Origin of the sequence: Rathayibacter sp. AY1E3 (assembly GCF_002932235.1) — a bacterium.
GTDB lineage: Bacteria > Actinomycetota > Actinomycetes > Actinomycetales > Microbacteriaceae > Rathayibacter.
In genome coordinates this window covers 1-21,745 of record NZ_PSVN01000008.1, presented here as the reverse complement: position 1 = coordinate 21,745, position 21,745 = coordinate 1, and the positions used below count along the sequence as shown (strand labels likewise).

Here is a 21,745-nt window from a genome sequence, read left to right as displayed (position 1 = left end):
CGCGGAGGCTCCGCGACCTCCGTCAGGTGCGGGAGACCGTCGGCTTCTCGGCGTCGGTGCCGGAAGCAGGGGTGGTGGTGTCGTCGGAGTCGGACTCGACGTCCTCGAATTCTACCGCAGCCGGGGCGGGCGTCCACTCGCGACCCGGCCGGTAGGCCGAGGGCTCGGCGCCCGGGTGCTCGCGCTTCTGGATCACCACGAGGACCAGGCCGATGACCACGGCGATGAGCGCGGCCCAGACGTTGGTGCGGATGCCCCAGAAGAACTCGCTCGGGTCGATCCGTATGGACTCGAACCAGACGCGGCCGATCCCGTACCAGATCAGGTAGGCGGCGAAGACGGTGCCCCACTGCAGCTTGAGACGGCGCTCGAGCAGGAGGATGACCGCGATGCCGACGACGTTCCAGAGGATCTCGTAGAGGAAGGTCGGGTGGAAGAGCGTGCCCGCCGGGAGGCCGACGGGGAAGGCTGGGTTGGTGGTCTCGATCTCGAGGCCCCAGGGCAGGGTCGTGGGCAGGCCGAAGAGCTCGTGGTTGAACCAGTTGCCCAGACGCCCGAGCGCCTGCGCGGCGAGCATGCCGGGGGCGAGGGCGTCGGCGAAGGTCCAGAACCGCACTCCTGTCCAGCGGCAGCCGATGAACGCGCCGACCGCGCCTCCGATCAGCCCGCCGAAGATGGCGTTGCCGCCGTTCCAGATGCGGACGACCTCCCACGGGTCGGCGCCGTCGTAGAAGTAGTCGCCGGGGTGGGTGAGCACGTGGTAGGCGCGGGCGCCGACGATGCCGAGCGGCACAGCCCAGATGATGATGTCGAGCACGACCCACGGCTCCGCGCCGCGGCGCTTGAGCCGCTGGTTCGTGATGATCGTCGCCACGATGATCCCCGCGAGGATGCAGAGCGCGTAGGTGTGGATCGCGAGCGTGAAGGTGCCGATCGTGAGGTCGTACTGACTCCACGCGTCGGGGGGGCTCGGAATGCTCAGCGGTACGGACACCGGTACTCGACCTTTCGAAGGAGGGGGTCCCCCGGGCGCGGCTCGGCCGCGCCCCGGTGGGCATCCCGATTGTAGCGGGAGGGTGTCAGCGCGCGGAGCGCAGGCGGGTGCCCTCGGCGAGGCCGCGGGAGGTCTCGGCGACCGCGTCGACCCCGCCGGACGCCAGCGCCCGCACCAGGGCGGATCCGACGATGGCGCCGTCCGCGTAGGCGAGGATCTCGGCGACCTGCTCGCCGGTCGAGATGCCCAGGCCGACGCACGCGCTCTCGGAGCCGGCGGCGCGGAGGCGGTCGACCAGGGTGCGGGCCGCGGAGTCGACATCGGTGCGCGCGCCGGTGATGCCCATCGTCGAGACCGCGTAGACGAATCCACGGCTCGAGTCGACGGCCTGGCGCAGGCGCGTGTCCGTCGAGGACGGCGCCGCGAGGAACACGCGGTCGAGTCCGAGCCGCTCGGAGACGGCGAGCCACTCGGCGCCCTCGTCCGGGATCAGGTCGGGCGTGATGAGGCCGGACCCGCCGGCCTCGGCCAGATCGGTGGCGAAGCGCTCGACCCCGTACTGCAGGACGGGGTTGTAGTAGGTCATCACCAGGACCGGCACGTCGACGCGCGCCCGGATCTCGCGGACGGCCTCGAAGCCGTGGCGGAGGCGGAAGCCGCCCGCGATGGCGGCCTGGGTCGCCTCCTGGATGACGGGTCCGTCCATCACCGGATCGGAGTAGGGCAGACCGAGCTCGATCGCGTCGACGCCGTTCTCCGCCATGGCCACGGCGGCGTCGATGCTGGTCGGCAGGTCGGGGAAGCCGACGGGGAGGTAGCCGATCAGGGCGCCCGCCGCCTCCTCGTTCCGGCGCCGGACGGTCTCGGCGACGCTCGGTCCGCGGCCGCTCACGACTGCACCGCGCCCTGGTCCATGAGGCCGAAGTAGTGCGCAGCGGTCGTCATGTCCTTGTCGCCGCGGCCCGAGAGGTTGACCAGGATGGTGGCCTCGGGGCCGAGCTCGCGCCCGAGCTCCAGCGTGCCGGCCAGCGCGTGCGCGGACTCGATCGCCGGGATGATCCCCTCGGTGCGGCTGAGCAGCATGAGCGCGTCCATCGCGGCCGAGTCGGTGACCGCGCGGTAGTCGGCGCGGCCGATGCTCGAGAGCCATGCGTGCTCCGGGCCGATGCCCGGGTAGTCGAGGCCGGCCGAGATCGAGTGCGACTCGACGGTCTGGCCGTCCTCGTCCTGGAGGAGGAAGCTGCGGGCGCCGTGCAGGACGCCGGGGCGGCCCTTGCTGATGGTCGCCGCGTGGCGGGGGGTCTCGATCCCGTCGCCGCCGGCCTCGAAGCCGACGAGGCGGACCTCGGGGTCGTCGAGGAAGGCGTGGAAGATCCCCATCGCGTTGGAGCCGCCGCCGACGCAGGCGGTGACCGCGGTGGGCAGCGAGCCGGTGAGCTCGAGGACCTGCTCGCGCGCCTCCTCGCCGATGATCTTCTGGAAGTCGCGGACGAGGGCCGGGAACGGGTGCGGGCCCGCGACGGTGCCGAAGATGTAGTTCGTGGTGCCCACGTTCGTCACCCAGTCGCGCATCGCGTCGTTGATCGCGTCCTTGAGGGTGCGCGAGCCGGTCGTCACGGGGATCACCTCGGCGCCGAGCAGGCGCATGCGGGCGACGTTGAGGGCCTGGCGCTCGGTGTCGACCTCGCCCATGTAGACCACGCAGTCGAGGCCGAACAGGGCGGCGGCCGTGGCGGTCGCGACGCCGTGCTGGCCCGCTCCCGTCTCGGCGATGACGCGGGTCTTGCCGATCCGCTTGGTGAGCAGCGCCTGGCCCAGCACGTTGTTGATCTTGTGCGAGCCGGTGTGGTTGAGGTCCTCGCGCTTGAGGATGATCCGCGCACCGCCGGCGTGCTCGGCGAACCGCGGCACCTCGGTGATGATCGACGGACGACCGGTGTAGCTGCGGTGCAGCTCCATCAGCTCGGCCGCGAACGCGGGGTCGACCTTCGTGCGCTCGTACTCGGCGCTCAGCTCGTCGAGGGCCTCGACGAGGGACTCGGGGACGTAGCGTCCGCCGAACTCGCCGAAGTAGGGGCCGAGTTCATCCCGGAGTGCCATGGGGGTACCGCCTATCGGTGTGGTCAGTGCGCCAGGAAGCCGGCGAGGGTGGAGACGGGGTCGCCGCCGGTGACGAGAGCCTCGCCCACGAGGACGACGTCGGCTCCGGAGCCGCGGTAGTGCGCGACGTCGTCGGCGGTGAGGACGGCCGATTCGGCCACCTTCACCGCGTCGTCGGGGAAGCGCTCGGAGAGGCGGCCGAAGAGGTCGCGGTCGAGCTGGAAGGTGGAGAGGTCGCGGGCGTTCACGCCGATGAGCCGCGCGCCGAGGTCGGCGGCCCGCTCGAGCTCGTCGGCCGAGTGCGTCTCGACGAGCGGGGTCATCCCCAGCTCGAGGACGAGGGCGTGCAGCTCGGCGAGCAGGGGCTGCTCGAGCGCGGCGACGATGAGGAGGACCAGGTCGGCTCCGGCCGCGCGGGCCTCGAGGACCTGGTACGGCTCGGCGACGAAGTCCTTGCGCAGGACGGGGATCGACACGCGCTCGCGGACCGCCTCGAGGTCCGCCAGGGACCCCTTGAAGCGGCGCTCCTCGGTGAGGACGCTGATCGCGCTCGCTCCCCCGAGCTCGTACTGCCCGGCCAGCTCGGCGGGGACGGGGATGTCGGCGAGGGCTCCGCGCGACGGGCTGGCGCGCTTCACCTCAGCGATGATCCTGACGCGCTCGGCGGGGGCCAGAGCGGCCAGGGCGTCGAGGGCGGGGGCCTGGGCGAGCGCGCGGCGCTCGACGGCTTCGAGCGGGGCGCTCTCGCGGCGCCGGGCCGCGTCGGCCAGGGCGCCGGCGGTGAGGTCGGCGAGCACCTAGGCGCGCGCCTTCGGGTTCGCCTTCGCGCCGTTGACGCCGTAGCCCGCCTTGGCCATGCCCATGCCCACGAGCAGACCCACCACGACCAGGCCGGCCGAGAGCCAGACCACCAGGGGCACGTCGAACCAGAACGCGATCGTCCCGATCGTGAATCCGACCAGCATGATGACGACGGCCGTCCACGCTGCGGGCGAGTGGCCGTGGTTGTCGTCGTCGTGCTCGGTGCTCATGGGTCTCCTCCTGGGGGTGCATCGGGACGAGAGCAGTCTAGCGTGAGGCGCCTGAGCGCCCGGCCCCGGACTCGCCTGCGCAGTCGCCTGCAGGAGGCGGGGATGCCGGACCGCCGGACACGTCCCCGGCCGGTGTCAGCGGCCCGAGGTGGGGTCGTCGCCGCGCGAGAGCTCGTCCCACGAGACGACCGGATCGATGTCGCCGTCGTCCGTCTGCACGGTCGACGCGCCGTGGCCGTAGCCGTCGGCGGGCTCGAAGCGGGACGCGCGCTCCCGCGCCGCTCCCGGCCAGCGGCGCGAGGTCGCGAGGACGCCGATCCCGAGCAGCGCGGTGAGCACGCCGCAGACCAGGGCGACGACGGGCCAGGCCGTCGCGGAGGACGAGGCCACGAGCGCGGCGACGGACTGCTCCCCCGCGATGGCGGTCGCCTCCGTGACCAGCGAGGCGCCGGCGCGCACGGGGTCGCCCAGTGCCGTCGCGGCCGCGAGCACCACCGAGGCGCCGAGGACGGCCTGGAGAAGACCGAGCACGATCCGGAAGACGGGGCCGGCGATGGCGAGGGCCGCGGCGAGGGCGAGGCCTGCGAGCGCCAGGGCGGAGAGCGCGGGCGCGGCGACGGTCCCGGCCACGTCGATCCGCTGGCCCTCCCCCTCGATCGCGGCCAGGGTCAGCGTGGACCAGGTCTGGGTGGAGGAGGTCAGCTCGAGCGCGGCGAGCAGCACGACCCCGAGGATCGCCGTGTACTTCAGCCGCCGTCCGCTCATGCTCACTCCACCGGGCCGAGGCCGGTGAACGGCACGAGGGGGTCGACGTCGAAGCAGGCGTGCTCGCCCGTGTGGCAGGCGGCGCCGATCTGCTCGACCTGGACCAGCAGGGTGTCGGCGTCGCAGTCGAGGGCAGCACCCCGCACGTACTGCGCGTGCCCGGACGTGTCGCCCTTGCGCCAGTACTCCTGACGCGAGCGCGACCAGAAGGTGACGCGGCCCTCGGTGAGGGTGCGCCGGAGAGCCTCGCGGTCCATCCAGCCCATCATGAGCACCTCGCGGGTGTCGTGCTGCTGGATGATCGCGGGCAGGAGCCCGGTCGGATCGAAGGCGGCGCGGTCCAGGACGGCGTCGAGCTCGGCGGGGGTCATCGGATCTCGATCCCGGAGGCCGCGAGCGAGCGCTTGACGTCGCCGATCGTCAGCTCGCGATTGTGGAAGACGGAGGCGGCGAGCACGGCGTCGGCCCCCGCGTCGACGGCCGGAGCGAAGTGCTCGACGGCACCGGCGCCTCCAGAGGCGATGACGGGCACGGAGCTCAGCTCGCGCATCGCGGCGATCAGCTCGAGGTCGAAGCCCTGCTTGGTGCCGTCGGCGTCGATGGAGTTGACCAGCAGCTCCCCGGCGCCGCGCTCGACGGCCTCGGCCGCCCAGGCCAGGGCGTCGAGCTCGGTCTCGCGGCGTCCGCCGTGAGTGGTGACGACGAAGCCGGACGCCGTGGCGTCGCTCCGCTTGACGTCGAGCGAGAGCACGAGCACCTGCGCGCCGAAGACGTCGGCGATCTCGCCGAGGAGCTCGGGCCGGGCGATCGCGGCGGAGTTGACGCCCACCTTGTCGGCGCCGTGCGCGAGCAGTCGCGAGACGTCCTCGGCGCTGCGCACGCCTCCGCCGACCGTGAGCGGGATGAAGACCTGCTCGGCGGTCGCCCGCACCACGTCGTAGGTGGTCGAGCGGTCGTCGACCGTGGCGGTGACGTCGAGGAAGGTCAGCTCGTCGGCGCCCTGCTCGAAGTAGAGGCGGGCGAGCTCGACGGGGTCGCCCGCATCGCGCAGGTTCTGGAAGTTGACGCCCTTCACGACGCGGCCGGCGGCGACGTCGAGGCAGGGGATGACGCGGACGGCGAGACTCATCGGCTCCCCCTCTACAGGCGCGCGGCGTGGATGGAGGTGACCAGGATCGCGCGGGCGCCCAGGTCGTACAGGCGGTCCATCACCTGGTTCATGTCCGCGCGCGGCACCATCACGCGGACAGCCACCCACTCGGCGTCGTGCAGCGGCGAGACCGTCGGGGACTCGAAGCCCGGGGCGATCGCCGTGGCGCTCTCCAGGAGCGCGACGGGGCAGTCGTAGTCGAGCAGCACGTACTCGCGGGCGACCAGCACGCCCTGCAGGCGGCGCAGCAGCACCGGGATGCCCTCGGGCTCCCCTGCGGCGGAGACCAGGACGGCGGTCGAGTCCAGGATGACCGGGCCGAAGATCTCGAGGCCGGCCTTGCGGAGCGTGGTGCCGGTCTCGACGACATCGGCGATGACGTCGGCGACGCCGAGCTGGATCGCGGACTCGACCGCGCCGTCGAGGCGGATCAGCGTCACCTCGACGCCGTGCTCCCGGAGGAAGCGGCCCACGAGGCCCGGGTAGCTGGTCGCCACGCGGAGGCCGTCGATCTGCGCGAGCTCGTCGTAGCGGCCTGCGGGCCCGGCGAAGCGGAAGGTGGAGTTCGCGAAGCCGAGGCTCGCGATCTCGCGCGCCTCGGAGCCGGAGTCGATCAGGAGGTCGCGGCCGGTGACCCCGACGTCGAGAGCGCCGGAGCCGACGTAGGTGGCGATGTCGCGCGGGCGCAGGTAGAAGAACTCCACCCCGTTGCGCTCGTCGACGACGTGCAGCTCCTTCGGGTCGCGACGGCCGGTGTAGCCGGCCTCCGCGAGCATCTGACCGGCGGTCTCCGAGAGGGAGCCCTTGTTGGGGACGGCGACGCGCAGGAGCGCCGGGGCGGGGGTGGTGGTCACGGGACGTCCTTCATGACTCGACGGCTGTTCAGGGGGCGGCACGGCTCCTCGGGGAGCGTGCGGGCGCGACGGCGCGGAGCGGAGGCGCACCCCGGCGAGCGGGGCGGGGCTCACAGATGCCGGTAGACGTCGGCCGTCGTCAGTCCCTTGGCGAGCATGAGCACCTGCAGGTGGTAGAGCAGCTGCGAGATCTCCTCGGCGGTGCGCTCGTCGCCCTCGTACTCGGCGGCCATCCACACCTCGGCGGCCTCCTCGACGATCTTCTTGCCGATGAAGTGCACGCCGGCGTCGAGCTCGCGGACGGTGCCCGAACCCTCGGGACGGGCGGCGGCCTTCTCGCCCAGCTCAGCGAAGAGGTCGTCGAAAGTTTTCACCGGGGAAGTCTATACGGCGGCCGGGCGCGGGCCGCCTCAGTGCCGGTGCAGGTGAGCGGTCGCCGTCTCGCGCAGCGACGCGATCGCGGCCTCCGGGTCGTCCGCGCCGAAGACCGCGGAGCCCGCGACGAAGGTGTCGGCTCCCGCCTCCGCTGCGATCTCGATCGTGCCGGGAGCGATCCCGCCGTCGACCTGGAGCCAGACGTCGAGCCCGGTGCGGTCCACCACGTTCCGGAGGGTCCGCAGCTTGGGCATCGTCTCCTCCATGAAGGACTGGCCCCCGAAGCCGGGCTCGACCGTCATCACGAGGACCTGGTCGAACTCGGGCAGGAGGTCGAGGTAGTCGTCCACCATCGTGCCCGGCTTGAGCGCGATCCCCGCCCGCGAGCCGATCTCGCGCAGGCGCCGCGCCAGGGCCACGGCGTCGCGCGCGGCCTCGGCGTGGAAGGTCACGGAGTAGGCGCCGGTCTCGGCGTAGTCGGGGGCCCACCGGTCGGGGTCGTCGATCATCAGGTGCAGATCGAGCGGGCGGGGCGAGACGTCCTGGAGGCGCTGGACCATGGTCAGCCCGAAGGTGAGGTTCGGCACGAAGTGGTTGTCCATCACGTCGACGTGCACGAGGTCGGCTCCGGCGATGCGCTGCAGCTCGGCCTCGAAGTTCACGAAGTCGGCGGAGAGGATGCTGGGGTTGATCCGTGCGGGCATGCCTCCAGCCTAGATCGGAGCGTCCTCCGCGTCCGCCCGGCCGAGGACGCTCCCGCTCCGGAGGGGTCAGGCGTTCCCGGACGCCGCCTCGAGGGGCCGGCGGAGGAGCTGCACGAACATGGCGTCGGTGCCGTGCCGGTGCGGCCAGAGCTGCACGTGGAGGGGGCCGTCCGGCAGCGGGAGCGGGTCCGCCGTCACCGCGCGCAGCACGGCCGGCGTGTCGACGAGCTCGAGCTCGTGCCGCTCCTGCGCGAGGGCGAGCACGCGCCGGGTCTCGCCGAGGTGCGGCGAGCAGGTCACGTAGGCCAGCAGACCGTCGGGAGCGAGAGCCCTCACCGCGGAGTCGAGCAGCTCGCCCTGGAGTGCGGCCAGCGGCTCCACGTCGGCCGCGGACTTGCGCCAGCGCGCCTCCGGCCGCCGCCGCAGCGCACCGAGACCGGTGCACGGCGCGTCGAGGAGGATGCGGTCGAACGATCCCGGCTGCTCGTCGCCCAGGTCGCGCCCGTCGCCGGTGCGCACCTCGACCGACGGGTCGACGGCGGCCAGCGCCTGCCGCACCAGGCCCGCGCGGCCCGGGACCACCTCGTTGGCGAGCAGCGCCGCCCCTCCTGCGCGCGCCTCCGCCGCGAGCAGCGCCGCCTTGCCGCCGGGTCCCGCGCACAGGTCGAGCCAGCGCTCGCCCGGGCGGACCGGCCGTGCCCGGGAGAGCGCCAGAGCGGCGAGCTGGGAGCCCTCGTCCTGCACGCGCACGCGGCCCTCGTGCACCGCGGGGAACGCCTCCGGGTCGCCGCCGGTGCTGGTCATGCCGACCGGCGAGAACCGGTCGGATTCGGCGTCGGCGATCTCGCCGGGAGACGCCAGGCCCGGCAGAGCCACAAGGTTCACCCGCGGAGCCGCGTTGTCGGCGGCGAGCAGCGCGTCGAGCTCGTCGGCCGCCCCCTCCGCCGCCAGCGCCCGTCGCAGGGCGCGCACGATCCACACGGGGTGGGAGCTCAGCGCGGCGATCCGGTCGTCGCCGGAGACCGCGGCCGCGGAGACCCGCTCGCGCCACTCGCCGGCGCTCGAGCGCGAGACCGCGCGCAGCACGGCGTTGGCGAAGGCCACCGCTCCCCGCGAGGAGCCGGCCGCGACGAGCGCGACGCTCTCGTTCACCGCGGCGTGCGGGGCCACGCGGGTCGCGAGCAGCTGGTGCACGCCCAGGCGCAGCGCGTCGAGCACCGGCGCATCGATGCTCTCGACGGACCGGCCGGCCGCGAGGGCGATCACGCGGTCGTAGTAGCCGGACATCCGCAGGGTGCCGTAGCAGAGCTCGGTGGCCAGTCCCGCGTCGGCGGGCGAGAGGCCGGCGGCGCTGATCCGCGCGGGCAGGACCAGGTTGGCGTAGGCGTCCGACCCGCTCACCGCGAGCAGGACGTCGTAGGCGACCCGGCGGGCGGGAGCGGCCTCGCGCCGGGCGCTCACGCGAGCACCGTGCTCTCGCGCAGGCCGCGGGCCCAGGCGGCGCCGGCCATCGGGGTCCTGCCGGCGGGCTGGACGGTGACCAGCTCCACCGCTCCGTCCGCGGTGCCGACGAGGGCGCGCCCCGAGTCGAGGCGGACGACGCCGGGAGCGAGGTCCCCCTCGGCCGCGCGGACCGCGAGCACCTTGAGGCGAGCGTCGCCCACTGCGGTCGAGGCTCCGGGCTCGGGAGTCGTTCCGCGCACGAGCGCGAGGACCCGCGCGGTCGGGAGGCTCCAGTCGATCCGGCCGTCGGCGGCGTCGAGCTTGGGAGCGGGGGTCGCCTCTCCGGTCTGCGGAGTCGCGACGGCCGTGCCCTCCTCCAGCGCGTCGACCACGCCGAGGGTGAGGCCGGCGCCGCTCCCGGCCAGCTCCGTCAGCAGCTCGCCCGCGGTGCGCTCCCCCGCGTCGACGGCGAGCTCGGCGTACACGTCACCGGCGTCGAGCTCGGCGACCAGCTGGAAGACGCTCGCGCCGATCCGCGTGTCGCCCGCCATCAGCGCCCGCTGGACGGGAGCCGCCCCGCGCCAGCGCGGCAGCAGGGAGAAGTGCAGGTTGATCCAGCCCAGGCGCGGCACCGCCAGCAGGCGCTGCCGGACGAGGCCGCCGTAGGCCACGATCACGCCGAGGTCGGGGGCGAGCTCCGCGATCCGGTCGGTCACGTCCTCGTCGAGGCGGTTCGCCCGGATCACCGGGATCCCCAGCTCCTCGGCCGCGACGGCGACCGGCGAGGGGGTGAGCACGCGCTTGCGGCCCACCGGGGCGTCCTCACGGGTGACCACGGCCACGACCTCGTGCGCGGAGGCGGCGAGGTCGCGGAGGGTCGGAACGGCAGCGGCGGGCGTGCCGGCGAAGACGAGGCGCACGGGGGTCTCCTGGGGAGTCAGAGGATGTCGGGGTCGTCGAGACGGACCCGGAGCCGGGGGGCCGGCCGGAAGCGGCCGGGCGTGGTCGGCGGGCGACGACGGCGCGTGGCGTTGCGGATCACGGCGGAGCGGAGGCGCGCGGCCACATCCGCACCGCGAGCGTAGTCGAACCGGACGATCGCCCGGACGGAGCCGTCCTCGAGCCCGACAGGACCGAGGACCTCGTGCCGGTCGTCCTCGTCGAGCGCGTCGAGCGCCTCCTCCACCGCGTGCGCGTCGCCGCTCACCGTGGCCAGTCGCACCGCGGGCGGGAAGCGCAGAGCGCGCCGCTCCTGGAGCTCGGCCCGGAGGTACTCGGCCTGCCGCCAGGTCGCCAGGGCGGTCGCGAGCCGGCCGCCGACCCCGACCAGGAGGACCGGCGCGAACGGGCGGGCCAGCGCCGCGGCGTTCGACCAGGTGCGGAGCGCGTCGTCGGCGACCCGCAGGCTCTCGCGGGCCAGCATCCGCTCGCCGTCCAGCAGCAGGACGGCGTGGTAGCCGCCGTCGGCCCGCGGCTCCGCCCCGCGCGTGGCCACGACGAGCGCGGGCTCGTCGGGGAGGGTGAGCACGGGGCGCTGCCCGTCGGCGACGATCACCTTGGCACCCGGGAAGGCGCGTCCGAGCTCCTCCGCGGTGCGGCCCGCGCCGAGGGAGACGAGGCGCAGAACCGTCGCCTCGCAGACGGAGCAGGTCCAGTCGGCCGCGATCAGGCCGCACCAGCCGCAGCTCGGCCGCCCGCCCTCGGAGTGCACGCCGAGCGGACCCTGGCAGCGGTTGCAGCGTGCGACGGTCCGGCAGCGGGCGCAGGCGACCACCGGCGCGTAGCCGGGGCGCGCGACCTGGACGAGCACGGGACCGGAGTCGAGGGCCTTCCGCGCCTCCCGCCAGGCGGAGGAGGGGATGCGCGCTGCCGCGTCGTGCTCGTCGGCCGCCCACTGCTGCGCGGTCGGCACGACGTGCGGGCGGCGGCTCGGCCGCGGCTCCACCTCGGTCGCGAAGCCGATCTCGACGAGCCGCTCGACCTCGACCGTGCGCGTGTTGCCGAGCAGGACGAGGCCGGCGCCGCTCTGCTCCTGCCGCACCAGGGCGACGTCGCGGGCGTGCGCGTAGGGTGCGAGCGGCTCGGCGAAGAGCGGATCGCCGTCGTCCCAGAGCGCGATCAGGCCGAGGGCGGAGGAGGGCGCGTAGAGGACGGAGCGGTTGCCGACGACGACCCGCGGCCCGGGATCGAGGCAGCGGACGAAGGCGGAGTAGCGCTCGGCGCCCTTCTGCCGCGCATCGAGGCGCACCACCGCCTCCGCGGGGACGAGGTCGGCGAGAGCGAGCTCCAGCTGCTCCTGGTCGCGGTAGTCGGGGACGGCCAGGATCGCGTCGCGGCCCGCGGCGAGCGTGTCCCGGGCGAGCTCGGCGAGCGTGACGGCCCAGCCGCCGACCCACGCGCCCGAGTCGAGCCTCACCGGAGCCGGCACGGCGCCGACCGCCAGCCGAGCCCCCTCGAAGAGTCCCGCGAAGGAGGCGTCGGAGTAGCCCGTCACGCCGCCCGCCTCGACCGCGGGCGCCGCAGGAGCGGGACCCGCGGCGAGTCGCGCCTTCTCAACGCGGACGTGGCGGCGCGGCACGGCCAGGCGCAGCACGTCGCTCGCGCCTCCGGAGGCGCGGTCGGCCACCCGGCGGGCGAGGGCCCAGACCTCCGGGGTCAGCACGACGAGCGGCGAGACCAGCTCCTCGATGCCGCTGAGCGCTCCGGCGTGCTCGGTCCCCTCCCCCGTCTCGACGACGAACGCGTCGGCGATCCGGCCTCCGGTCCGCAACGGCACCCGCACGCGCACGCCGGGGACCACCTCGCCGCGCAGCGCCTCCGGCACCGCGTAGTCCAGGAGCCGGTCGAGCTGCGGGAGGGGCGAGTCCAGGAGCACGCGCGCGACGGCTCCGCTCGTCGCCATCGCCGCCGCGCCCGCTACGAGAGGCCCGCGGCGGAGCGCAGGTCGTCGACCCGGTCGAGGCGCTCCCAGGTGAAGTCGGGGAGCTCCCGGCCGAAGTGGCCGTAGGCCGCGGTCTGCGCGTAGATCGGGCGGAGCAGGTCGAGTGCGTGGATGATCGCGGCCGGGCGCAGGTCGAAGACCGAGCGGATCGCCTCGGTGATCGTCTCGTCGGAGACGGTGCCGGTGCCGAAGGTCTCGACGTAGAGGCCGACCGGGGCCGCCTTGCCGATGGCGTAGGCGACCTGCACCTCCAGCCGCGAGGCGAGCCCCGCGGCGACCGCGTTCTTGGCGACCCACCGCATGGCGTAGGCGGCCGAGCGGTCCACCTTCGACGGGTCCTTGCCCGAGAACGCGCCGCCGCCGTGGCGGGACGCTCCGCCGTAGGTGTCGACGATGATCTTGCGGCCGGTGAGCCCGGCGTCGCCCTGAGGGCCGCCGATCTCGAAGCGGCCCGTCGGGTTGATCAGCAGGCGCACGGCGGAGGAGTCGAGGTCGACCGTCTCGAGGACGGGGCGGATGACGTGCGCCGCGATGTCCGCGTGGATCGTCTCGGTGCTGACGTGCTCGGCGTGCTGGGTGGACAGGACGACGGTGTCGATGGTGGACGGCGTCGTGCCGTCGTAGCCGATGGTGACCTGGGTCTTGCCGTCGGGTCGGAGGTAGTCGAGCTCGCCCGACTTGCGGACGGCGGCCAGGCGCTCCGCGAGGCGGTGCGAGAGCCAGCTCGGCAGCGGCATGTACTCGGGGGTCTCGTCGGTCGCGAAGCCGAACATCAGGCCCTGGTCGCCCGCGCCCTGGCGGTCGAAGGCGTCCTCGCCCGCCTCGGAGGAGCGGACCTCGAGCGCCGTGTCGACGCCCGCCGCGATCTCGGGCGACTGCTGGCCGATCGAGACCGAGACACCGCAGGAGCGGCCGTCGAAGCCCTTCTCCGAGGAGTCGTAGCCGATCTCGACGATCGTGTCGCGCACGATCTTGGGGATCTCGACGTAGCCGCTCGTGGAGACCTCGCCCGCGACGTGCACGAGCCCCGTCGTGACCAGCGTCTCGACGGCGACCCGGCTGTGCGGGTCCTCGCGGAGCAGGGCGTCGAGGATGCGGTCCGAGATCTGGTCGCAGATCTTGTCCGGGTGGCCCTCGGTGACGGACTCGGAGGTGAACAGGCGGAGGGGACCGGAGGTCATGCTTCTCTTCTCGTCCCGGCTCGTGCGGACCGGGGTCGTTCGTACCGGGAGTGGCCTGGCGGGCGCGATGCCGGGCGGCAGGCGATCGGCGCCTGGGCGGGCGGACCGGCGGGGCTAGCGCACGACCGCGTCGAGGACGCGATCGGCCACCTCCGCCTTGCTGCCCGAGGCCTCGCCAACTATATCGCCGGCCCGATCGAGGACCACGACGGCGTTGCTGTCGCTCTGGAAACCCTCGGCCCAGCCCACCCTGTTGAGGACGAGCAGGTCGCAGCCCTTGCGGGCGATCTTGGCGCGGCCGAGGGCGAGCATCGCGTCCCGGTCCGGCTCGGTCTCCGCGGCGAAGCCGACGACGATCTGCCCCTCCCGCCGGGAGGCGGAGATCTCGGCGAGGACGTCCGGGTTCTTGACGAGCTCGAGGACGAGACGGTCGCCCTGCTGCTCCTTCTTGATCTTCGCGTCGGCGACCGCGGCGGGCCGGTAGTCGGCGACGGCCGCGGCCATGATCACGACGTCCGCGCCGGGGGCCGCGGCGAGGGCGGCCTCGCGCAGCTCGAGCGCGGTGCCCACCGGGAGGACCGTGACGCCCTCCGGCGCCGGCACGTCGAGGTTCGCGGCGAGGAGGGTGACCTCCGCGCCCCGGGCCGCAGCGGCCAGCGCGAGCGCGACGCCCTGCCTGCCGCTGGAGCGGTTGCCGACGAAGCGCACCGGGTCGAGGGGCTCGCGGGTGCCGCCGGCGGTCACGAGGACGCGCACGCCCGCGAGGTCGCGGCGGGCGGAGGCGGAGCGGGCGTGGACGGCGAGGGCCTCCGCCACGATCGTCTCGGGCTCCTCCATGCGGCCGGGGCCCGAGTCGGCGCCGGTGAGGCGGCCGACCGCGGGGCCGACGACGTGCACGCCGCGGGAGCGGAGCACCGCCGTGTTCGCGACGGTGGCGGCGTTCGCCCACATCTCGGTGTGCATCGCGGGGGCGACCACGAGCGGGGCGGTGCTCGCGAGCACCGTGTTGCCGAGCAGGTCGTCGGCGAGGCCGGCGGCGAGCTTGGCGAGCGTGTGCGCCGTCGCGGGCGCGATCACGATGAGGTCGGCGGCCTGGCCGATGGCCACGTGCCGGACCTCGGCGACGCCCTCGTAGAGCTCGGTGTGCACCGGGTTCCGCGAGATGGCCTCGAGGGTGGGCTTGCCGACGAAGCGCAGCGCGGCCTCGGTCGCGACGACGTGCACGTCGTGCTCCGCGAGGACCAGCGCGCGGACGACTCCGACGGCCTTGTACGCGGCGATGCCGCCGGTGATGCCGACGACGACGTTGAGCCGTCGGCCGGCCTCGAGAGAGGAGCCCACCCGGAGGGGACTACTCGGCGAGGGGCTTGGCGACGAGCTTGTCCTCGTTGATCTCGTGCAGTGCGACCGAGAGGGGCTTGTCGTCGATGGTGGAGTCGACCAGCGGGCCGACGTTGTCGAACAGGCTGCCCTCGTGGAGGTCGGCGTAGTAGTCGTTGATCTGGCGGGCGCGCTTGGAGGCGAAGATCACCAGCGCGTACTTGGAGTCGACCTTCGAGAGGAGCTCGTCGATGGGCGGGTCGATGATGCCGAGGTTGTTGGCCATGGGTGTCTCCTTGCAGGCGCATCAGCGCCGATCTGCGGCTCCGGAGCAACACGGCGCGCGGGCTCCGAGGGGCGTGTGCCCGGTGGGACCCGGGGCGTCGGCCCGGAGGTGGTCGGTGGCCCGGTCTCAGCGGCCCGGGTCAGCGGGCGCGCCGTCGGCACGAGGCGACATCAATTGTACGACCTCGCGGGCCGCTTCGGGCACGGTGCTGTTGACGACGGCGAAATCGAACTCGTCCTGCGCGGCCAGCTCCACCTTCGCGGTGGCCAGACGGCGCTCCTGCTCCTCCGCGCTCTCGGTGCCGCGGCCGACCAGGCGGCGGACCAGCTCGTCCCAGCTCGGCGGCAGGAGGAAGACCAGCCGCGCGTCCGGCATCCGCTCGCGCACCTGGCGGGCACCCTGGATGTCGATCTCGAGCATCACCTGCCGGCCCTGCTCCAGCGCGGCGTCGATGGGGCCGCGGGGCGTGCCGTAGCGGTGAGCGTTGTGGACGACGGCGTACTCGAGGAACTCCCCCGCCGCGACCATCCGGTCGAACTCGGCGTCGTCGACGAAGTAGTAGCTGACGCCGTCCACCTCGCCCGGACGCGGGGCCCGGGTGGTGGCCGAGACCGAGAGCAGGACGTCCGGGTAGTTCTCGCGGATGTAGGTCGACACGGTGCCCTTGCCGACCGCGGTCGGACCGGCGAGGACGAGCAGGCGGTTGCGGCCGGGGCGGCGCTGCCGCGACTCCCGCTCCTCCAGGAACGACGACAGGCCCTCGACCTGGCGCCGGCCGAGCCCGCCGAGGCGCTTCGACTCGGCGATCCGCAGCTGGTCCATCACCCGGGGCGTCTTCACCACGCCGAGTGCGGGCACGGCGCGGAGCAGCTCGCTGACGCGCATCCGCCCCTCGACTCCGAGCGGCTCGGCCTGGGCCGCCGCGAGCACGGCGGTCGCGGGGCGGCGTCCGGCGGCGACGGCCTTCTTGACGGCGGCGCGGGCACGGCGCGCCGCGATCGCGGCCTCGGAGGCGGCGCGCCGGTCGACCTCGGGCGGCGAGGGACGGCGCACGGCCTCCGGGCGCGAGGAGGCGCCGGGATCGGGGCTGACGGTTTCAGCGGACAAGGGTCTCCTGGATGTCGGTCGCGCGGCGGGTGATCTCGGCCGCGATCCCCGAGGGGCCGGCGCCGAGCACGCTCCGCGACTCGCTGACGATGGTGGCGGCGCTCAGCGCGCCGAACAGCCGCTGCGCGTCCGCGACGGCCGCGCCCTGGTGGCCGAAGCCGGGCGCGAGCACCGGGAGTGCGGGGTGCAGCGGCTCGTCGATGCCGATGCCGAAGTCGCCCAGGGCGACCGTGGCGCCGAGCACCACGCCGACCGAGCCGATCGACGCGCGAGCGTGAGCGTCGTTCCAGGATGCCACGTCCGCCACGACCGCGCGTGCCACGGTGGATCCCGCCCGGCCGCCGTCCTGCACGAGGGCGCGCTGCACGGGGCGGGCCTCGGGGTTGGAGGTGGCTGCGAGGACGAACACGCCCTTGCCCGCCTCCTCGGCGAGGGTCAGCATCCCCTCGAGGGAGCCGAGCCCCTGGTAGGCCGCCGCGGTCATGGCGTCCGCCTCGAGCGGCGAGCCCGGCCGGAGCCACGCCTCGGCGTAGGCGGTGACGCTCGTGCCGATGTCGCCGCGCTTGACGTCGGCGATCACCAGCAGTCCGGCCTCGCGGGCGTCGGCGAGCACGCGCTCGAGCGCGGCGTAGCCCGCCGAGCCGTGCCGCTCGAAGAACGCGATCTGCGGCTTCACCACGCCCACGCGGCCGGCCGCCGCCTCGACGACCGTGCGGCCGAAGCTCTCGAGTCCGGCTGCGTCGTCGGCGAGGCCCCACGCGTCGAGCAGGTACGCGTGCGGGTCGATCCCGACGCAGAGCCGGCCGTGCGCGGCGAACGCCGCCTCGAGGCGCGAGCCGAAGGAGGCGGTGCCCGCCGCGCCGCCGCTCACGCGGTGCGCTCCGCGCGGCGCAGGGCGTAGTCCTGCAGGCTCGTCACCTCGAAGGGCTCGTTCGCCGCGTCGAGCGAGGCGACCGCGGCCGCGAGCTGGGCGATCGTGGTGAACAGCGGCTTGTCCGCGGCGACCGCGGCGGCGCGGATCTCGTAGCCGTCGGCGCGGGTCGCTCCTCCGCTGGGCGTGTTGATCACCACGTCGACCTCGTCGCGGGCGATCAGCTCGACGATGGAGGGCGCGTCGCCCTCGGCGGTCTCGCTGTACTTGCGGACCACGCGGGCCTGGATCCCGTTGCGGTTCAGCACCTCGGCCGTGCCCTCGGTCGCGAGGATGTCGAAGCCGAGCTGGCGCAGGCGCAGCGCGGGCAGGACGATCGAGCGCTTGTCGCGGTCGGCGACCGAGATGAAGACGGTCCCGCTCGCCGGCATGCCGCCGTACGCGGCGTCCTGGCTCTTCGCGAAGGCGCGCGGGAAGTCGCGGTCGATCCCCATGACCTCGCCGGTGGAGCGCATCTCGGGCCCGAGCAGCGAGTCGACGATCTGGCCCTCCTTGGTACGGAAGCGCTTGAACGGCAGGACCGCCTCCTTCACCGCGATGGGAGAGTCCATCGGGACGTCGGAGCCGTCGCGCTCGGGCAGCAGGCCCTCGGCCTTCAGCGCGGCGATGGTCTCGCCCACCATCAGGCGCGACGCGGCCTTCGCGAGCGGGATCCCCAGCGCCTTCGACACGAACGGCACGGTGCGCGAGGCCCGGGGGTTCGCCTCGAGCACGTAGAGCACGCCCTGGCCGATCGCGAACTGGACGTTCAGCAGTCCCCGGACGCCGACGCCCTGCGCGATCGCGAGGGTCGCCTCCCGCACCTGGTCGATCTGCCGGCGGCCGAGCGTCACCGGCGGGAGCGTGCACGCCGAGTCGCCGGAGTGGATGCCGGCCTCCTCGATGTGCTCCATCACGCCGCCGATGTAGAGCTGCTCGCCGTCGAAGAGCGCATCGACGTCGATCTCGATCGCGTCGTCGAGGAAGCGGTCCACCAGCAGCGGGTGCGCCTCGTCGATGATCCCCTCGCCGGCCATCCGCTCGAAGTAGTCCTCGAGCTGGGGCGTGCCGTAGACGATCTCCATGCCGCGCCCGCCGAGGACGAACGACGGACGGACGAGGACCGGGTAGCCGATCTCCACCGCGACCTCGCGGGCGCCGTCGAGGTCGGTCGCGGTGCCGTTGCGCGGAGCGAGAAGCCCCGCCTCGTCGAGGATCCGCGAGAACGCGCCGCGCTCCTCCGCGAGGTCGATGTTCGCGGGGGTGGTGCCGAGGATGGGCACGCCGGCCGACTCGAGGCCCGCGGCGAGCCCGAGCGCCGTCTGGCCGCCCAGCTGCACGACGACGCCGACGAGCTCGCCGGACTGCGACTCCGCGTGGATGACCTCGAGCACGTCCTCGAGAGTCAGCGGCTCGAAGTAGAGGCGGTCCGAGGTGTCGTAGTCGGTCGAGACCGTCTCGGGGTTGCAGTTGATCATGATCGTCTCGAAGCCCGCGTCCGAGAGCGCGAACGAGGCGTGCACGCAGGAGTAGTCGAACTCGACCCCCTGGCCGATGCGGTTGGGGCCGGAGCCCAGGATGACGACCTTGCGGCGGTCGGCGGCGACGACCTCCGTCTCCTCGTCGTACGAGGAGTAGTGGTACGGCGTGAGCGCCGGGAACTCACCCGCGCAGGTGTCGACGGTCTTGTAGACCGGGCGCACGTCCAGCGCGTAGCGGGTGCGGCGGACCTCCGCCTCGTCGAGCCCGCGGAGCTCGGCGATCTGCGCGTCCGAGAAGCCGTGGTCCTTCGCCAGGCGGAGGAGTCCGGCGTCGAGGCCGTCGTGCTCGCGCACCAGGTCGGCGATCTCGTTGATCAGCACGATCTGGTCGAGGAACCAGGGGTCGATCTTCGTGGACTCGAACGCCTGCTCGACCGTGGCTCCCAGGCGCAGCGCCTGCTGCACGGTGACGATGCGGCCATCGGTGGGGGTCCTCGCGATCTCGAGGAGCTCCTCGACCGAGCGCTCCTGCGCGCCCCAGTGGAACGACGAGCCGCGCTTCTCGAGCGAGCGGAGCGCCTTCTGCAGCGCCTGCGCGTAGTTGCGGCCGATCGCCATCGCCTCGCCCACCGACTTCATGGTCGTGGTCAGCGTCTTGTCGGCGGCCGGGAACTTCTCGAACGCGAACCGCGGGACCTTCACGACCACGTAGTCCAGCGTCGGCTCGAAGCTCGCCGGCGTCACCTTGGTGATGTCGTTCGGGATCTCGTCCAGGCGGTAGCCGATGGCGAGCTTCGCGGCGATCTTCGCGATCGGGAAGCCGGTCGCCTTGGAGGCGAGGGCGGAGGAGCGGGAGACGCGCGGGTTCATCTCGATCACGATGATCCGGCCGTCCGCCGGGTCGATCGCGAACTGGATGTTGCAGCCGCCGGTGTCCACGCCCACGTCGCGGATGATCCGGATGCCGATGTCGCGCAGCTTCTGGTACTCGCGGTCGGTGAGGGTCAGCGCCGGTGCGACGGTGATCGAGTCGCCCGTGTGCACGCCGACGGGGTCGACGTTCTCGATCGAGCAGACGACGACCGTGTTGTCGGCCGTGTCGCGCATGAGCTCGAGCTCGTACTCCTTCCAGCCGAGGATCGACTCCTCCAGGAGAACCTCGGTGGTGGGGCTCTGGTGCAGGCCGTCGCCGACCATCCGCACCAGCTCCTCGCGGGTGTAGGCGAAGCCGGAGCCCAGGCCGCCCATGGTGAACGACGGGCGGATGACGAGGGGGTAGCCCAGGTCCTCGGCGTACTCGATCGCCTCGTCGACGGTGTGCGCGATGTAGGACTTCGCGACGTCGGCGCCCGCGTCCAGCACCAGCTGCTTGAAGATCTGGCGGTCCTCGCCGCGGTTGATCGCCTCGAAGCTCGCGCCGATGAGCTCGACGCCGTACTTCTCGAGGATCCCGAGGTCGTGCAGCTGGATGGCCGCGTTCAGGGCCGTCTGCCCGCCGAGGGTCGGCAGGATGGCGTCCGGCTTCTCCTTGGCGATGATCGCCTCGATCGCCTTGGGCGTGATCGGCTCCACGTAGGTGGCGTCGGCGAAGTCGGGATCGGTCATGATCGTCGCCGGGTTGGAGTTGACGAGGATCACGCGCACCCCCTCGGCACGCAGCACGCGGCAGGCCTGGGTGCCGGAGTAGTCGAACTCGACGGCCTGTCCGATGACGATCGGGCCGGAGCCGATGACCAGGACGCTCTGGATGTCTTCCCTGCGCGGCATTACTTCTGCTCTCCGATGCTGCTGGTCGTGGGGATGTCGGTGGGCTCCGAGGCCCCGCGCCCGGCCGTGCGCTGCACGACCATCTCGCGGAAGCGGTCGAAGAGGTGGTTGGAGTCGTGCGGGCCGGCCGCCGCCTCCGGGTGGTACTGCACCGAGAAGGCGGGGATGTCGAGGCAGCGCAGGCCCTCCACGACCGAGTCGTTGAGGGAGTAGTGGCTGACCTCGACGCGGCCGAAGCCCTCGGGCGAGTCCAGCTCGCCCTCGATCGGCGCGTCCACGGCGAACCCGTGGTTCTGCGAGGTGATCTCCACGCGGCCGGTGAGCTTGTCGAGCACGGGCTGGTTGATCCCGCGGTGGCCGAACGGGAGCTTGTAGGTGCCGAAGCCGAGAGCGCGCCCGAGCAGCTGGTTGCCGAAGCAGATGCCGAAGAACGGCAGGTCGGCGCGCAGGGTGGTGCGCAGCAGCTCGACGTGGCGGTCCGAGGCATCGGGGTCGCCGGGGCCGTTGGAGAAGAAGAGCGCGGACGGGTCGAGCGCGAGCACCTGCTCGGCGGTCACGGACTCGGGCAGCACGTGCACGTCGAAGCCGCGCTCCGCGAGGTAGTCGACCGTCGAGGTCTTCACCCCGAGGTCGATGACCGCGACCGAGCCGACGCGCTCGCCGCGGGCGGGCACCGTGTACTGCTCGTCGGTCGAGACCGAGGAGGACAGGTTGAGCCCCTGCATCTGCCGGCCGCCGAGGACCAGCGCGAGCTGCTCCTCCTCGGGGAGGGCGAGGTCCCCGCCGGAGAACACGCCGGCGCGCATCGAGCCGGCCGAGCGGATGTGGCGGGTGATCGCCCGGGTGTCGACGCCGGAGATCCCGACGATGCCGTCGGTCTCCAGGTCGTCGCCGAGGGAGCGCTGCGCGCGGAAGTTGGAGACGACGCGGGAGGGGTCGCGGACGACGTAGCCGGCGACCCAGATGCGGCGCGACTCCATGTCCTCGTCGTTGGTCCCGGTGTTGCCGATGTGAGGCGCGGTCTGCACGACGATCTGGCCGGCGTAGCTCGGGTCGGTCAGCGTCTCCTGGTACCCGGTCATGCCGGTGGCGAAGACGATCTCGCCCAGGGTGCGGCCTCGGGCGCCGTAGGCCTGTCCCCGGAATCGTCGTCCGTCCTCGAGGACGAGGACGGCGGTGGGTTCGGTGCTGAGGCGTGTCGTTGGCACGGACTAGGAGCCCTTCTGGGTCGTGTCGGGGCCGCCGTCGGCGGCTCCGACACGACCCAGACGGGCCCCTAGTCCGCGCCCACGACACGCCTCACCCCCGAACCCCCCGCCGTCCTCGGCCTCGAGGA

At 73.3% G+C, this 21,745-nt stretch carries 21 protein-coding genes; all 21 read right to left on the bottom strand.

Annotated features, from left to right (window positions below; genetic code table 11):
* Nucleotides 1-22: 22 nt before the first annotated feature.
* The 21 genes from lgt to carA all read right to left on the bottom strand — a co-directional run bounded on the left by lgt (nucleotide 23) and on the right by carA (nucleotide 21,617).
* Complete coding sequence (gene lgt / locus C5C53_RS08370; protein WP_258075398.1) at nucleotides 23-994, bottom strand: prolipoprotein diacylglyceryl transferase; 972 nt, start codon at nucleotides 992-994, stop codon at nucleotides 23-25.
* 85 nt (nucleotides 995-1,079) lie between these two features.
* Nucleotides 1,080-1,886, bottom strand: coding sequence for a tryptophan synthase subunit alpha (gene trpA, locus C5C53_RS08365; RefSeq protein ID WP_104232657.1), 807 nt, complete (start codon nucleotides 1,884-1,886; stop codon nucleotides 1,080-1,082).
* Nucleotides 1,883-3,094 (bottom strand): tryptophan synthase subunit beta, encoded by a 1,212-nt coding sequence (gene trpB, locus C5C53_RS17295; protein WP_104225310.1) that lies wholly within the window; start codon nucleotides 3,092-3,094, stop codon nucleotides 1,883-1,885. The genes trpA and trpB overlap by 4 nt, the downstream gene beginning before the upstream one ends.
* Nucleotides 3,095-3,117: 23 nt before the next feature.
* Entirely contained in the window at nucleotides 3,118-3,891 is a 774-nt protein-coding gene (trpC, locus tag C5C53_RS08360; protein ID WP_104221862.1) for an indole-3-glycerol phosphate synthase TrpC, read from the bottom strand.
* Entirely contained in the window at nucleotides 3,892-4,125 is a 234-nt protein-coding gene (locus tag C5C53_RS08355) for a DUF6704 family protein (RefSeq protein WP_104221860.1), read from the bottom strand.
* A 135-nt stretch (nucleotides 4,126-4,260) separates the two neighbouring features.
* On the bottom strand, nucleotides 4,261-4,890 hold the full coding sequence (locus C5C53_RS08350; RefSeq protein ID WP_104267304.1) for a Trp biosynthesis-associated membrane protein: 630 nt from the start codon (nucleotides 4,888-4,890) through the stop codon (nucleotides 4,261-4,263).
* A 2-nt stretch (nucleotides 4,891-4,892) separates the two neighbouring features.
* A complete protein-coding gene (gene hisI, locus C5C53_RS08345) occupies nucleotides 4,893-5,261 on the bottom strand; it encodes a phosphoribosyl-AMP cyclohydrolase (RefSeq protein ID WP_104237502.1) in 369 nt (122 codons plus the stop codon).
* Nucleotides 5,258-6,019, bottom strand: coding sequence for an imidazole glycerol phosphate synthase subunit HisF (gene hisF / locus C5C53_RS08340; protein WP_104246786.1), 762 nt, complete (start codon nucleotides 6,017-6,019; stop codon nucleotides 5,258-5,260). Before hisF ends, hisI begins: the two co-directional genes overlap by 4 nt.
* Nucleotides 6,020-6,030: 11 nt before the next feature.
* Complete coding sequence (hisG, locus tag C5C53_RS08335; RefSeq protein ID WP_104232660.1) at nucleotides 6,031-6,894, bottom strand: ATP phosphoribosyltransferase; 864 nt, start codon at nucleotides 6,892-6,894, stop codon at nucleotides 6,031-6,033.
* A 110-nt stretch (nucleotides 6,895-7,004) separates the two neighbouring features.
* Complete coding sequence (locus C5C53_RS08330) at nucleotides 7,005-7,268, bottom strand: phosphoribosyl-ATP diphosphatase (protein WP_055791842.1); 264 nt, start codon at nucleotides 7,266-7,268, stop codon at nucleotides 7,005-7,007.
* Nucleotides 7,269-7,304: 36 nt separating this feature from the next.
* A complete protein-coding gene (gene rpe, locus C5C53_RS08325) occupies nucleotides 7,305-7,973 on the bottom strand; it encodes a ribulose-phosphate 3-epimerase (protein WP_104232661.1) in 669 nt (222 codons plus the stop codon).
* 66 nt (nucleotides 7,974-8,039) lie between these two features.
* Nucleotides 8,040-9,434 (bottom strand): RsmB/NOP family class I SAM-dependent RNA methyltransferase, encoded by a 1,395-nt coding sequence (locus C5C53_RS08320; RefSeq protein WP_258064087.1) that lies wholly within the window; start codon nucleotides 9,432-9,434, stop codon nucleotides 8,040-8,042.
* Nucleotides 9,431-10,336, bottom strand: a complete 906-nt coding sequence (locus C5C53_RS08315; protein WP_104250384.1) for a methionyl-tRNA formyltransferase — start codon at nucleotides 10,334-10,336, stop codon at nucleotides 9,431-9,433. The genes C5C53_RS08320 and C5C53_RS08315 overlap by 4 nt, the downstream gene beginning before the upstream one ends.
* A gap of 17 nt (nucleotides 10,337-10,353) precedes the next feature.
* Nucleotides 10,354-12,318 (bottom strand): hypothetical protein, encoded by a 1,965-nt coding sequence (locus tag C5C53_RS08310; protein ID WP_104267302.1) that lies wholly within the window; start codon nucleotides 12,316-12,318, stop codon nucleotides 10,354-10,356.
* A 14-nt stretch (nucleotides 12,319-12,332) separates the two neighbouring features.
* On the bottom strand, nucleotides 12,333-13,538 hold the full coding sequence (gene metK, locus C5C53_RS08305) for a methionine adenosyltransferase (protein ID WP_104221839.1): 1,206 nt from the start codon (nucleotides 13,536-13,538) through the stop codon (nucleotides 12,333-12,335).
* A gap of 114 nt (nucleotides 13,539-13,652) precedes the next feature.
* Entirely contained in the window at nucleotides 13,653-14,879 is a 1,227-nt protein-coding gene (gene coaBC, locus C5C53_RS08300) for a bifunctional phosphopantothenoylcysteine decarboxylase/phosphopantothenate--cysteine ligase CoaBC (RefSeq protein WP_104237507.1), read from the bottom strand.
* A gap of 10 nt (nucleotides 14,880-14,889) precedes the next feature.
* Nucleotides 14,890-15,144 carry a DNA-directed RNA polymerase subunit omega gene (gene rpoZ / locus C5C53_RS08295; RefSeq protein WP_104221835.1) on the bottom strand — a complete coding sequence of 85 codons (255 nt, stop codon included), beginning with the start codon at nucleotides 15,142-15,144 and terminating at the stop codon, nucleotides 14,890-14,892.
* A gap of 126 nt (nucleotides 15,145-15,270) precedes the next feature.
* Nucleotides 15,271-16,197, bottom strand: a complete 927-nt coding sequence (gene gmk, locus C5C53_RS08290; RefSeq protein ID WP_181127739.1) for a guanylate kinase — start codon at nucleotides 16,195-16,197, stop codon at nucleotides 15,271-15,273.
* A 43-nt stretch (nucleotides 16,198-16,240) separates the two neighbouring features.
* The gene (pyrF, locus tag C5C53_RS08285; protein WP_104225320.1) at nucleotides 16,241-17,122 is read right to left on the bottom strand and encodes an orotidine-5'-phosphate decarboxylase; all 882 of its coding nucleotides are present in this window, start codon (nucleotides 17,120-17,122) and stop codon (nucleotides 16,241-16,243) included.
* Nucleotides 17,119-20,409: a carbamoyl-phosphate synthase large subunit gene (gene carB, locus C5C53_RS08280; protein WP_104267300.1), complete on the bottom strand. Its 3,291-nt coding sequence runs from the start codon at nucleotides 20,407-20,409 to the stop codon at nucleotides 17,119-17,121. The genes pyrF and carB overlap by 4 nt, the downstream gene beginning before the upstream one ends.
* Nucleotides 20,409-21,617 (bottom strand): glutamine-hydrolyzing carbamoyl-phosphate synthase small subunit, encoded by a 1,209-nt coding sequence (carA, locus tag C5C53_RS08275; RefSeq protein WP_104267299.1) that lies wholly within the window; start codon nucleotides 21,615-21,617, stop codon nucleotides 20,409-20,411. Before carA ends, carB begins: the two co-directional genes overlap by 1 nt.
* Nucleotides 21,618-21,745: the final 128 nt, after the last annotated feature.

Coding starts and splice junctions, on each gene's coding strand:
- hisF (WP_104246786.1), bottom strand. CDS start 6,019: ATGAGTCTCGCCGTCCGCGTCATCCCCTGCCTCGACGTCGCCGCCGGC.
- C5C53_RS08350 (WP_104267304.1), bottom strand. CDS start 4,890: ATGAGCGGACGGCGGCTGAAGTACACGGCGATCCTCGGGGTCGTGCTG.
- trpB (WP_104225310.1), bottom strand. CDS start 3,094: ATGGCACTCCGGGATGAACTCGGCCCCTACTTCGGCGAGTTCGGCGGA.
- hisI (WP_104237502.1), bottom strand. CDS start 5,261: ATGACCCCCGCCGAGCTCGACGCCGTCCTGGACCGCGCCGCCTTCGAT.
- rpe (WP_104232661.1), bottom strand. CDS start 7,973: ATGCCCGCACGGATCAACCCCAGCATCCTCTCCGCCGACTTCGTGAAC.
- rpoZ (WP_104221835.1), bottom strand. CDS start 15,144: ATGGCCAACAACCTCGGCATCATCGACCCGCCCATCGACGAGCTCCTC.
- carB (WP_104267300.1), bottom strand. CDS start 20,409: ATGCCGCGCAGGGAAGACATCCAGAGCGTCCTGGTCATCGGCTCCGGC.
- metK (WP_104221839.1), bottom strand. CDS start 13,538: ATGACCTCCGGTCCCCTCCGCCTGTTCACCTCCGAGTCCGTCACCGAG.
- C5C53_RS08355 (WP_104221860.1), bottom strand. CDS start 4,125: ATGAGCACCGAGCACGACGACGACAACCACGGCCACTCGCCCGCAGCG.
- C5C53_RS08310 (WP_104267302.1), bottom strand. CDS start 12,318: ATGGCGACGAGCGGAGCCGTCGCGCGCGTGCTCCTGGACTCGCCCCTC.